The sequence below is a fragment of the Desulfoplanes formicivorans genome (genome assembly GCF_001748225.1).
Lineage (GTDB): Bacteria > Desulfobacterota > Desulfovibrionia > Desulfovibrionales > Desulfomicrobiaceae > Desulfoplanes > Desulfoplanes formicivorans.
In genome coordinates, this window is sequence record NZ_BDFE01000020.1 from 308,523 (window position 1) to 321,016 (window position 12,494).

General features: G+C 50.6%; 12 protein-coding genes. 9 read left to right on the top strand and 3 right to left on the bottom strand.

Annotated elements, in window-relative coordinates:
- Window positions 1-63 precede the first annotated feature (63 nt).
- The 4 genes from DPF_RS12960 to DPF_RS12975 all read left to right on the top strand — a co-directional run bounded on the left by DPF_RS12960 (window position 64) and on the right by DPF_RS12975 (window position 5,982).
- Entirely contained in the window at window positions 64-2,583 is a 2,520-nt protein-coding gene (locus DPF_RS12960; protein ID WP_069860084.1) for a PAS domain-containing hybrid sensor histidine kinase/response regulator, read from the top strand.
- A gap of 435 nt (window positions 2,584-3,018) precedes the next feature.
- Complete coding sequence (locus DPF_RS12965) at window positions 3,019-3,423, top strand: DUF4332 domain-containing protein (protein ID WP_069860085.1); 405 nt, start codon at window positions 3,019-3,021, stop codon at window positions 3,421-3,423.
- A gap of 797 nt (window positions 3,424-4,220) precedes the next feature.
- Window positions 4,221-5,183: a nuclease-related domain-containing protein gene (locus tag DPF_RS12970; RefSeq protein WP_069860086.1), complete on the top strand. Its 963-nt coding sequence runs from the start codon at window positions 4,221-4,223 to the stop codon at window positions 5,181-5,183.
- 103 nt (window positions 5,184-5,286) lie between these two features.
- Window positions 5,287-5,982, top strand: coding sequence for a hypothetical protein (locus DPF_RS12975; protein WP_141721137.1), 696 nt, complete (start codon window positions 5,287-5,289; stop codon window positions 5,980-5,982).
- Between the two features lie 389 nt (window positions 5,983-6,371).
- Here DPF_RS12975 and DPF_RS12980 read toward each other — a convergent pair whose 3' ends face one another.
- The 3 genes from DPF_RS12980 to DPF_RS12990 form a co-directional block, all read right to left on the bottom strand.
- Window positions 6,372-7,415, bottom strand: a complete 1,044-nt coding sequence (locus DPF_RS12980) for a fatty acid desaturase (protein WP_069860088.1) — start codon at window positions 7,413-7,415, stop codon at window positions 6,372-6,374.
- Window positions 7,416-7,853: 438 nt separating this feature from the next.
- Entirely contained in the window at window positions 7,854-8,024 is a 171-nt protein-coding gene (locus DPF_RS14175) for a hypothetical protein (RefSeq protein WP_176724270.1), read from the bottom strand.
- An 82-nt stretch (window positions 8,025-8,106) separates the two neighbouring features.
- Window positions 8,107-8,454 (bottom strand): hypothetical protein, encoded by a 348-nt coding sequence (locus DPF_RS12990; protein WP_069860090.1) that lies wholly within the window; start codon window positions 8,452-8,454, stop codon window positions 8,107-8,109.
- A gap of 137 nt (window positions 8,455-8,591) precedes the next feature.
- Here DPF_RS12990 and DPF_RS14180 point away from each other — a divergent pair, with 137 nt between their 5' ends.
- From DPF_RS14180 to DPF_RS13010, 5 genes are all read left to right on the top strand, one after another.
- Window positions 8,592-8,765: a hypothetical protein gene (locus DPF_RS14180; RefSeq protein ID WP_176724271.1), complete on the top strand. Its 174-nt coding sequence runs from the start codon at window positions 8,592-8,594 to the stop codon at window positions 8,763-8,765.
- A gap of 70 nt (window positions 8,766-8,835) precedes the next feature.
- Window positions 8,836-9,588: a TerC family protein gene (locus DPF_RS12995; protein ID WP_069860091.1), complete on the top strand. Its 753-nt coding sequence runs from the start codon at window positions 8,836-8,838 to the stop codon at window positions 9,586-9,588.
- Window positions 9,589-9,817: 229 nt separating this feature from the next.
- The gene (locus DPF_RS13000) at window positions 9,818-10,894 is read left to right on the top strand and encodes an LPS O-antigen chain length determinant protein WzzB (protein ID WP_069860092.1); all 1,077 of its coding nucleotides are present in this window, start codon (window positions 9,818-9,820) and stop codon (window positions 10,892-10,894) included.
- Between the two features lie 298 nt (window positions 10,895-11,192).
- Window positions 11,193-11,885, top strand: a complete 693-nt coding sequence (locus DPF_RS13005) for a Crp/Fnr family transcriptional regulator (RefSeq protein WP_069860093.1) — start codon at window positions 11,193-11,195, stop codon at window positions 11,883-11,885.
- A 162-nt stretch (window positions 11,886-12,047) separates the two neighbouring features.
- On the top strand, window positions 12,048-12,365 hold the full coding sequence (locus DPF_RS13010) for a DUF190 domain-containing protein (RefSeq protein ID WP_069860094.1): 318 nt from the start codon (window positions 12,048-12,050) through the stop codon (window positions 12,363-12,365).
- The last annotated feature ends 129 nt before the right edge of the window (window positions 12,366-12,494 follow it).

Sequence of the window (12,494 nt, forward strand, 5' to 3'; positions counted from 1 at the left end):
GTGAAGCCTATCAGTAGGACATTGTCTTTATGCCTTTCGATTGTCATTATATCTGCATCGATCTTGATTTCTGTATGCTATTCATATTTTCTTATTTCAAAGGAAAAAAATCACTATATCGCTCAGATCAACGAGGAAGCTGATTTTTTCGCCGACAAACTCGCATTGAGCTTGTGGAAATACGATGTCACGTCCATGAACTATCTGGGCAACATGGCCATGGGGCTTGGCCATGTCCAGTCGATCAGCATATTTGATGAGTCATCAACGCTTTTGTCTTCCCACGAGAATGTTCAAGGCAGGGATCACATCACCCTGCACAGGGATATCTCCTATCAGGGCCACCAGGTCGGTTCTCTGGACGTGACCTTTGCACCGTTTGATGCCGGCCCCATATGGGTGCGCACCATGCTGGCCGCAGGTGGCCTTCTTGTGCCCATTCTGGTTCTCTCGGTTCTGGTCGTCATGTTCATTGTCCACCACTACCTTTCTCTCCCCCTCAATGAATTGCTCGCATACATTCAGTCGGTTTCGGAAGGACATTACGGCCGTGTTCTTTCCCTCAAGGGGGGGCTGGAAATGGTTTCCATTGGCAGATCCATGCAGAATCTGTCCAGGGAACTGCAATGTCGGGAAGAGCGACTTCACGAGCAGGAACGTGAGCTCAAGGAAAATCTTCTGAAATACAAGACCCTTTTTTCAACCATCCCCATGGGCATTGTTGTTACCGATCCCCAGGGAAAGATCCTGGAGCTCAATCCGCATTATGAGAAGATTTTCGGCATTGCACGCAACGAGCACGTGCCCCGGGCCAAGGCTGACAAACGGTTGGAGGTCCTGCGTTCCGATGGCACGCCGGTTCCTCCGGAAGAGTGCACCGAAGTGAAGGCCTTGCGGGAAAACAGGATCATTGCCGGTCGGGATGTGATGCACAGGGATGCGAATGGCAACATCTTCTGGCTGGATGTCACGGCAGCGCCCATTCCCCTGGAGGATTACGGGGTTGTGGTCGTCATCTCGGATGTCACCGAGCGCAAAATCCTTGAAGAGGATTTGCAGGCCTACAAGTATATGGTTTCGTCCTCCAACGATCTCATGCTGCTGATAGATGCGGATCACAGATACCGCATTGTCAATGATACCTTTGCCGCCTACAGGAAAAGGGATGTCCTGGATTTCATCGGCATCCGCGTGCAGGATGTCAACAAAAGATTCGACCATGAGGGTATCACCGACAAGGACATTGACAGATGCCTGCAGGGTGAGTCTTTTCGATGTCAGTCGTGGATCGAATATCCGGACAAGGGCAAACGGTACATGGATATATCGTTTCAGCCGTACACGGATCGGGAAACCATCAGGGGCGTTGTGGTCGAGGGCCGGGACATCACCGATGTCATGCAGGAGAGAGAGGAACGGGAAAAACTGCGCAAGCAGCTCGTGCAGGCTCAGAAGATGGAGTCCATTGGCACCCTTGCCGGAGGTATTGCCCATGACTTCAACAATATCCTTGCTTCCATCCTGGGATATGCGGAGTTGAGCCTGCACTCGGTCGAACCGGGGTCTAACCTGGAGAAATATCTGAATATGGTCTATTCCGCGGCCATTCGCGCCAAGGATCTGGTCAGTCAGATTCTGGTCTTTGCCCGCAAGAGTGATGAGGAACTCCGCCCCATTCGGGTGGCGAGTCTGGCCAAGGAAGTGCTCAAGCTCATTCGTTCCTCGGTGCCTTCAACTATCGAGATCAGATCCCGTATTACCAGTGATTTTTTGGTCAAGGGCGATGCGACTCGCATCCATCAGGTCCTCATGAATCTGCTCACCAATGCCTACCAAGCCATGGAAGATGATGGTGGCATCATGGAAATGAACCTGAGCGACGAACATCTGGCTGAGGATGCAGCCGCGTCCCGGGGATTGCGTCCCGGGGATTACGTCCGGATCACGGTATCGGATACCGGGCAGGGCATTCCGCCGGAGATCATGGACAACATTTTTGAACCCTATTTCACGACCAAGAAACAGGGTGGCGGAACAGGGATGGGCCTTGCCCTGACCCACAGCATCGTCAAGAACCATGGCGGAACAGTCGAGGTGCAGAGCAGGCAGGGGCAGGGAACCGTTTTTACCGTGTTTCTGCCTGCCATGGAAACGCGGGTTGCGGAAAAATCCTCCAAGCCCGTTCCTCTTGAGGGCGGGTCCGAGCGGATTCTCTTTGTGGATGACGAGCCAGCCATCACGACCATGGTCCGTGATTTTCTGGAAAAGCTCGGCTACACGATCATGGTCACCAATTCCAGCCTTGAAGCCCTGAATATGTTCACCTCCAGGCCCGAGGCGTTTGATCTGGTCATCTCTGACGTGACCATGCCCGAGATGACCGGGGACAAACTCATCCGCCGTCTCCTGGAAATCCGACCGGACATCCCCGTTATCCTGTGTACCGGATACAGCAGCAAGGTCCTTGGCAAATCCGTTTCGGAGCTCGGGGCCAGAGCCCTCATGAACAAACCGTTTGTCAACGCCGATCTGGCCGGGACCATTCGCAAGGTCCTGGACGAGCACGGTTCAAGCAGGGGATGAGATCCGGGGCTTGGATTCCCGCAAGTTCATGATCCGTTGTGGGCAGCCCTGCCTGCATGAGGATTCATGAAATTCAGGCACGGTTCCCAGACGTCAGTTTCCTTTTCCGACCCGGTCCAGAGGTCATGGCAACGGCGAGGACGCCCTGATACCTCTACCTTCAAGTTGTCTCCCCCTTTTTCTGCCTTCCCGTCTCTTTCGCCCCGTCTTCTTGCATACATAAACTGTCCGCTTTTGTCCGATTTCGTCCACGCCTTCCTGGAGAGAAGTCCCGGAGAACGGGATTGCAACTGTTTTTGCAGGAGGCGAGGATCACCTTTCCTGGCGGTATATGGACCCTTTTCATATCTGGTCCAATACTGGAATGAAACTTCCCTGTCTTGCAACAGCAATGGCATGATTTTCCAACATCAAAGAAGACAGGGAGGTACAGGCATGACCAAATTGAGCTCCATCGAAGGGATAGGCAGCGTTTATATGGCAAAACTTGAAGCCGGCGGTATTGATTCCGTGGAAGAGCTTCTTGAAAAGGCCGGACCAAGAAAGGGAAGAAAAGAACTGGCTGAACATGCAGGCATTTCCGAAAAACTGATCCTTGCCTGGGTCAACCGGGCGGATTTGTCCCGGGTACGGGGCATCAGCACCCAGTATGCCGACCTTCTGGAATGTGCCGGGGTGGATACCGTACCCGAGCTTGCCCGGAGAAATCCGGAAAATCTTGTGGAAGCCATGGCCAAGGCAAATGAGGACAAAAATCTCGTGCGCAAGCTGCCGGCTCCCTCGCAGGTGGAGGATTGGATTGCCCAGTCCAAGGAACTGCCGCGTATGGTTCATTACTGAATGGTTGCATCCGGGTTCCGGGCGTGTTTGCTGATCCGGGACCCTTATTTTTCCTTGCAATGACTGCCAACGAACGGCTAAATTTTTTTACCCCGTCTCCTGTTTTTCCTCATCCTTGCCAGCCAAGGACGGCTCCCCAAAGGGTCTTGTGATCCAGGTTGTAGCCTGACCCCATTTTTGGTTTTTTCTTCCTTTCCATTTCCACTACGTGATTTTACCCATCAGAATACGTGTTTTTACTGACTGGCATACGCCAAATGCGATAAAGATATTCTTATGACATTTTTTCAATAGAGATATGTATTGTATGGAATATTGCGTTGTTGAAACCGTTTTGTTTTCAGGCATGAGGATAACTGCTCGGGTTTATTCATTTCTTGTTGAAAGAACCACGCTGGGTAGGGTTGTATGGTAGGGTCCATAGAAAATCCTCGTGAAATGACGTGTTAACAATGGCTTGGGGATGTGATATTTGGATGTGTGTTTTTTGGACATTCGTTTTGTTCGAAAATGTAAGACAAAGGTGAACGACAATTATTTTTTCATGTGTTGCCTAAGGCTCTGATGGATTTAAGCAGATTAAAACATGATACTTTCCAGACAGTTCGATGTTGATAGCCGGGGCATCGAGAACGGTCTTGTTCAAGGGACGATTGGCTTCTTTGGGGAGTTGGCATTCTAAGCTGCCTGAAATAGATCATCTATTGTAGCCAGCAAAGAACTTGTAATTTTCTCCTTATTCAATCCCAATGTTTTGGGTTGTTTTGTATTGGAACTGTCTCCAATAGGGAAAAACCATGATCATTAAGAGAAAAGACTCGATTGAGCCTCATATTACTACTCTGACATCATTTTTGAAAGCCCCTGGTATCCCGGAAGAAACGAAACAACGCATTCGGAATGAAATCGCCAGGATGCAACAAGGATTCAAAGGTGAAAGGGCCTGTGCATTTTTCCTGGAAGGATTTGTCAAAGACCATCCCAACCGGGTTCTTATCCATGATTTGCGAATCAAGGACAATGGGGATGTCGCCCAGATCGATCATTTGTTGATTAACCGAAATCTTGGCATGTTTGTTCTTGAATCCAAAAATTATTCTCATGGGTTCAAAATAAAGGAAAATGGAGAGTTTGAATACTGGAATGGTAAATTCTACTGCGGGATGGCCTCGCCTGTGGAACAGGCCAAAAGGCAGATGGAAATTTTACAGCGTTATCTGGTATCTCGCGATTTTTTTCCCAAACGCTTGGGGATTACCCTGCGCCCCCAACTGGATTTTTTTGTACTTTGTGCTCCTAACTCGCGGATTATCCGTCCGAAACACGAAACGGACGTTTCCAGAAAAGTGGTTAAGGCTGATCTTTTTAAAAATGTGTATACAGAGACCACAGCGTCTTTGTCCTTTGTGAGGGATCTTAAAGGGGCTGTTAATCTTGTCTCCAAAAAAACGCTGATCAAGATAGCTCAAAAAATTGTTCAAGGGCATATTCCGCAGCAAATTGATTATCGTGCCCGGTTCGGCATTACCGATGAACAGCTTTTAGGTGTTCAAAATGTTTATGAAAAACAAGCAGATTATGGGAAAATATCGTTAAAACAAAACCATTGTGATCCCCCTTCATGCCCCAAATGTGGCCGGCCCATGGTTCTCAGGAAAGCCACAAGGGGCGCAAATGCTGGCAATTTGTTTTGGGGGTGTAGCGCGTTTCCCCAATGCCGGGGGATTATAAATGTTACGTCTGATTCGGCAACGCCCTGAGTTCGGGATATTATTGGGGAATTTTAAGGGAGTGCGGAGTTTTGTCATGACGGATATGAAAAAGATAATCTGTCCGAATTGTGGGTGCAAATATGAAGTAGGCATGGATACCTATGATCCCCAAAAATGTGAATGTCCGTTGTGTGGATGCCTGTATTCCTGGGCTCTAAAAAAGTTAAATAAGGAAAAAATCAAAAATAATAAAAAGTTATTTGCCCAACGTTCAATATACCAGAGTAGAAGACTCAATCAAAAAAATAAAAAAAATCATATCGGAATTTTAATTGGATTTTTGGTTTTAATCATTTTTGTTGGACTTTGCATGTCAATTATTTCTGTTGCAAAACAAGATCTAATGACATCAGCAAAGTTGAATATGAGTATACCTGTTGTTACGACTTCTTTGAAAAGAGTAGATTTTCCAGACAATGGGTATGTGTTATATTCATCAGAGATGGCAGTGGCACCTTTTACATTTGAAGCAAATAATAACGAAAATAACGTTATCATGCTTTTTGATGTCGATACGGGAAAACGAATTTTTCAGGCATTTGTAAATGCGGGGACCACTTTCAAGAGCAAAATACCATTGGGTGCCTATCGCATGGTTATTGTCCATGGTGGCAAAAATTGGTATGGATTTGAGAAAAAGTTCGGTGACAATACAAAATATTCTAAAGCTACCAAGATGCTTGAATTTTATAAACAAGACGGCAGAATTATGGGAAACATTGTTAAAATGAGTGCGGTTAATGGTAATTTCAAACTTGAAAAAACAGAACCAGTTGATATTATTTGAAAGAATATTTGTTGTAACTATAGATTGATGTAATGGCGTTGATAGATGTTTTTTATTTCTATATTAAAATTATTAAAAAATACTTTCTGTGTATGTTATATAAACCGAAACACGGTAGAAGTAACATGATTGAAAGCATGGTGTTACTTCTACCGTGTTTCGGTAAATGGATGTACCCATTGCGTCCATACAATAGTCCCATTTGGGGATCAATGAGGAACTGATTTGATCCATCCCTTCGATGGGAAAAGCCGGGCGCTCAATCAAGGTGCTCCATAACGTTGCTGTCTCATTCAACCCGCGAAATCTCACATCCATGTTCCGGCCTGTCCAAGGCAGGCTCACATTCCATGAAATAGCACAAGGCCCCTGTGATCTTGGCTGATCTCTTAGCCAGCTCTCAGGGGTTTCCCTTGTTCTGATTCCTTTTTCGCCCTGCTGAAACCGACCAGCTGTTGGTTGGCCTCATCCCACAAGCGCATGCGCAGGCAATGGAAACTTTTGCGTAGGGTTAGGTGGGGAACTTCCTGCAGGGGTTTGATGGCTTCATAACATTCCTGAAGATTGTAATTGGGGATTCTGGGATACATGTGATGGATATGGTGCAGACCGATGTTTCCCGTGATCCATTGCAGGGGGGCTGGGAGTTTGTAGTGGGAGCTCCCCTGCAGGGCCACCTTGATCTGATCCCTGTCCTCATGTCTGGCCCAGTAGACGCCTTGGAACTGGTGCTGGACATAAAAGAGCCAGATTCCGATGGTTCCGGCCACAAGCAAGACCGGGATCTGAATTTTTACATAGGTCCAAAACCCGATGGCCCAGCTTGCGACGAGAATCAGGACCAGCAGGGAAATATTGGTGATAAGAACGCTGCGGCGTTCCTTTTTCCCGGCATGCTTGTGCGGAATTCTATTGGATACCAGAAACATGTAGGCAGGTCCCAGGCCAAAGAGGATCAGGGGATTCCTGTAGAGGCGGTAGGCCAGGCGTCGGGTCCAGGGGGCGGATTCATATTCCTCCACGGTCATTGTCCAGACATCCCCGGAGCCACGGTTGTCCAGATCCCCGGCTGTTCCGTGGTGTTTGAGATGGGATTTCTGCCAATCCCTGAACGGGGTGAATGTGAGAACGCCTGCGATGTACCCCAGGATCCGGTTGGCTTTGGCAGATGCAAAAAAGGATGAGTGGCATGCATCGTGGAAAAAAATGAATATGCGGACCAGCAAGCCGCCCGCAATGGCTGCCAGGGCAAGGGTTATCCCATAATGGTACCCGTGCTGAACCGTCAGGATCATGAGCACCCACAGGGCGATATACGGAATAAAGGTGTTTGCCAGTTGCCACAGGGACTTGTGTACATCCGGTTTGGCAAACCGGGATAGTTCCCTGAACCATTCCGGACGTGCAGCGGGTTGGGGGCGGGATGTCTGCATGGTGTTGCTCCTCCGGTGGATGGTCTCCACGGCATGGGGACCAATGACGAGAGAAATTGAAACTACATTACCACCCCCTGCGGGGTGAGTCAATGATCTTGCTGGAAAAAGGAACAGGCTGTCGGGAAAAGTCTTGGCTTGCAGGCAGGTATGGGGGCAACTGCCCATGCGAGGAAGAGATGAAGGGGGAGATGGCTGCCCCGGTATGGTCCAAGCAGCAGCCAATGGGGGTCCGTCCGGGTTGCCTTGCCAGGTGGACTCCAGCAGTCTGCTCTTTGGGGGTTCAAGGGATGGTCGGTCAATGCCTTGCACAAGAGAGCAGGATGACGTGCAGGGGCATTTTTCCCTTTTTTGTTTCCCTGAATGCCAACGCCTTTGAAAAAGAATCCTTTTTCAAAGGCGTTGGCCAGTATCATGGGTATGAATTGTCTGGGTTGTCTAACTTTCAAGGAGCCAGATCGCCAGCAGGAACAGGGCGGCAATGGTGATCATTTTCAGACCGGCAATGAACTGTTCCCTGTTGGTGAGGCGTTTGTCAGCAATGTGGGCTTCAGGGGCTGAAGCACGCGTCTGTTCGTCATTGGACGAAACACAATGAGCTTTGCTCATGCATCCTCCATTTTTTCATGGGCGTTTCTGATTCACCCCGTGGCAGTAACTGCCCGGGTTCAAGGATCAATGACGGGCGATATCATGCCATGAAATGGGGAGGAGCCCTGATTGTGAGGGAGCGTGTCTCCGGATCCGGGACAAGGTCGTGATGGTTTTGTCTGCCGGGGATTTCCAGGTATCCAGGGGGATCCAGCAGGATTGTTGCCGGGAGGAGGGCGGTTGTGGCCGAGGAGGAGTTGGAATGCGGGCAGGACGCGTCAAGCCGGGAAGATTCTTCGGCAAGACCGGGAAAAAGATCGACCGGACCCGGATGATGGCGCAAAGAGTGGCGGTTTGCCGGCGCAAGGTCCGGGTCTGGCGGCATGAGCAACAAGACCAGCAGCAGAACAATCACGGGGCGAAAGATATGATTGTCCTGAGCTGACATGTTGTCGTATCCTTATGGGGATGGGGTATGTTTTTGCCGGGCGGCAGTGTGGTCTGATACCGTGGCTGCAAAAAAGTCGGGGCCTGGGTGGCCAGCGCAAAGGGGGAGTGATATCCACAAGTGGTCAGTTGTCAAGCATGGCCAGGCTTCTTCATTCAGGTGAGCCCGGGTGTCGCGGTCCGGGCATTGGCGTTCGACAAAAAACCATTGCTCGGGCATGCAGGGTGAGGCGAACCCGTGATCGCGGATTCCTGTCCCTGGTTTTTGCCTGGCAGACCGGGTTCATGGTTGGCGCTGCGGTTGGCTGGTGATCCGGTCAACCCGTTGCAGGACCAGGGTTTTTCCTGATCCGACAAGCACAACATCATATGGGAGGGGCTCATGCTTGATGCGCTCAGTCTTCTCGCCCTGCTCGTGGGGCTGGAACTGGTTCTCGGCGTTGACAATGTTCTGGTCATCGCCATTCTGGTGGAACGGTTGCCCAGGTCCATGCAGCAGCGGGCCCGGGTGGGAGGTTTGGCCCTGGCCATGGTCGCTCGGCTGGTCATGCTCGGGGTGGTTCTGGCCTTGACCGGGTTGACCCATCCGGTTTTTCTCTCGTTTTCCGTGCGCGATATGGTGCTCATGGGCGGAGGATTTTTCCTTCTTTTCAAGGCGGTTCACGAGATTCACAAAACCGTTGAGCTGCGCGACGAGTACGAGGTTGAGGATACGGTCGGGGCGGATGGCGGGAGTGGTTTTCTTTCCGTGATTTTCCAGATCGCTCTGCTGGACATGGTTTTTTCCATTGATTCGGTGATCACCGCACTGGGGTTGACCTCACACGTCTGGATCATTGTGGCGGCGGTTGTGCTTTCCTTTGTAATCATCCTTGTTTTTGCCCGACCCATTGGTGATTTCATCCTGCACAATCCGGCTCTGAAGATTCTTGCCCTTTCCTTTCTGATTACCATTGGCGTGACCATCTTTCTGGAAGGGATGCACAAACATGTTCCCAAGGGGTATATCTATCTTCCCATGGGATTTGCCCTGGGCGTGGAAATCCTGCAGATGCGTTTTGAAAAAAACAGACGGTCGAAAATGGCGGCACAAGCCACTGCGCCAGCCTCGGAGCAGGATAACCGCTTGCAATAGGGGAACGCTCTGGGTGACCCCCTTGAATTGCAAGGTGGCAGTATTGACATCCCTTTTGTTTTATGGATGCTTGTGACACAAACTCTTGGTGCCCAGGAAGCATACCTTGTTTTACGTTTCGTACACGAACCAGCCACGCATACGCGTGGTTGTGAAGTTTGGTGCGTTTTCCTGGCCATGTGCCCAAGGTTGAACAAGTAAACCGTAAATTTTGAATAAGGAGCAACAGGTGAGCGACACGCACAAGACGGAACAGGTTCAGTATGTGCCTGTGCAGATGATGTCTACGGGAATGGATGACGATGAGATCGATCTGCTGGACCTGTGGCGGGTCCTGGTGGCAGGCAAATGGATCGTCCTGGGGGTGACCTTGTGCTGCGTGTTGGCCGGAGTGGGATATGCTTTTTTGGTAACGCCAGTATTCCAGGTGCAAACCTATTTTTTGCCCCCAACGATCAAGGACATCGCCGAGCTGAATCGTGCAGTTGACATGGGGGGTGACGGCGTGCCGCTTACTGATAATTCGACGAGGTATACTCCTGAATATGTGTATGATTTTTTTCTTCGTAATCTTCGTTCCAGGGATCTTCGTCAGTCGTTTGCCGAAAAAGCAGGACCGTTGAATGTCGGGGAGCTACATTTGGAAAAAGTAGGTGGCAAACGTTCCAAAGACAAAGCTTTTTATGTCCTTTCCTGTACTAGCCATGATCCAGAAAAGGCTGCTCAAGGGGTAAATGGTTTTGTGGCCCATGTCATGGAGCATACCCGGCAAACTTTGATCGGCGATGTCTTGTCCATGAGAAATGATCGTATCACCTTTCTCAAAAACAGTATTGCGGCGAAGCGTAAGTACGGCAAGGAGAAACGCGAGGACCAGATTGCCCGACTCAATGAATCCCTTGAGATTGCCAGAGCCTTGCATATTACTGAAGACAAATTTTCGGGAAGCAATATCAGCTCGGCGGCCATATATGACCTCGGGGTTGCTTATCTGCGGGGGACAAAAGCCCTTGAGGCTGAGATTGCTGCTCTGCAAAACCGCAAGACAGATGATCCCTTTATCGAGGGGCTCAGAGAGCTGCAGGAGCAACTGGATGCGGTTTCCAAGATTGCTATTCGTCCCGATAATGTCAGGGTAGCTCAAGTCGACCAGCCTGCACTTGTCCCGAGCAAACCAATCAAGCCCAAAAAACAGTTGATCGTTGCCTTGAGCGGTGTGGGCGGACTGTTTCTTGGTTTTTTTGCGGTGTTCTTCTTGAATTTTTTGAAGAAGGCCAAAGGTGAAGGAGAGAGCGCTGCAGCCTGATGGTATTGGTCTTATGGGAGAAAGTGAAAAAGGGGGGATGGCCTTGGGGCCATCCCCCCTTTTTCGGTATGATGCCCGGGCAATCCGGAAGAGGGAGCACATCTGATGCAAAGAGAGCTTTCCGTTTCCAGCATCCGGCTTGTCATGTGTCCGGAGGTGCGAATCTGATCGGTGAAGCAGCCGAGGCTGCGTTGGTCAGCGTATTCCCGGGTTGTCCGGGAGATCTTTATCCTGTCACCATGCCCGTGTCTGCCCCATGACGGGGTGCGCGGATAACCGTTTGTAACAGAGTGAGTACATGCAAAAAAAGTCCATGCAGGAAACCATCGAGGCGTTGCAACTTGACATCAATCTGAACCGGGCAAGTACTTCGGCCCTTGTCGAGCTGGCCCAAAGCGCACGTCGCCAGCATTTTGAAAGGGGTGAATACGTATTTACAGCCGGCGATGCTTCCACTGATTTCTATCTGGTGGCAAGCGGTCGGGTCATCCTGGCCAAGGAGGCGCCCTCGGGAAAGATTTTCACGTCTCTGGTGGCGGTACGGGGGACGCCCTTGAACGCCGTGACCTGTTTTCAGTCCCGGCCCCGTTTCTTTTCCGCTCGGGTGGTGGAGCGAACCGTTGTGCTGGCCATTCCTTCCCCAACCTTCAGACGATGGGTCCTGAGCAATCCCGAGGTGGCCGAAGGTATCATGAGTACCATGGGGGATCTGCTGGACGCCGCCTATACCCGTATCCTGGACCTGGTTGATGCACGCGCCGAAACCAGGATTCTGAATGTCCTTGGCATGCTTTCCTCGCGGATGGGTTTGAGCCTGCCCCTGACCAACAATGATGTTGCGGAAATGGTCGGGGTTTCGCGGGAAACAGCGGCCCGGGTCATTTCCCGTCTGCAGGAAATCGGTCTGATCTTCAAAGTACGGGGAACCCTGCAGATCATTGACAAACCCAGACTTGACGAGCTGTCCTCGGGTGCCTTTTTCATGCTTTGACATGCGGCACCACGTTCAGTGATCCAGGTCATTGTCCGATATGAAGGCGCGGGGTAAACGCCCTTTTCAGGAATACACCGGGAGCGGCTGGTCTGCCATATGGTGTGCGGCCGGTGATCCGCACCCGGTTTTGAGTCGTCAATCAACAAGGGCGGAAGCGCAATGGAAGGATATCTTGTCACGTTTTTTACCCAGCAGAATCGTACCCATGACGACATGCCCCTGGGCGACTGGATTGTCAGGGAAGCGAAACAACTTGGTGTGCGCGGAGCCACAATGACCTCGGGAAGGACAGGATTCGGCCACGATGGCCGTTTCCATTCCGAAAGCTATTTCGATCTGGAAGACACGCCCCTGCAGGTCACCATGGCCCTGACCTTTGACGAATGCGACAAACTGATGGCCCGGCTCAGGGAAAGTCAGGTCCGCATTTTTTTCACCAGATCCAGGATTCAGTTCGGTTTTACCTGCGAGGACTGATCAGTCCCCTGCCAGCATTTTCCCCTCACGTCATGAACATCCGGCTGCCGGGAATCTCCGGTCTGGCCTTCTTGTACCTGTCCCTTCCCTTTCTCCCTTCAAACTGCGGCACGCCAGTGGTGCCCAAAA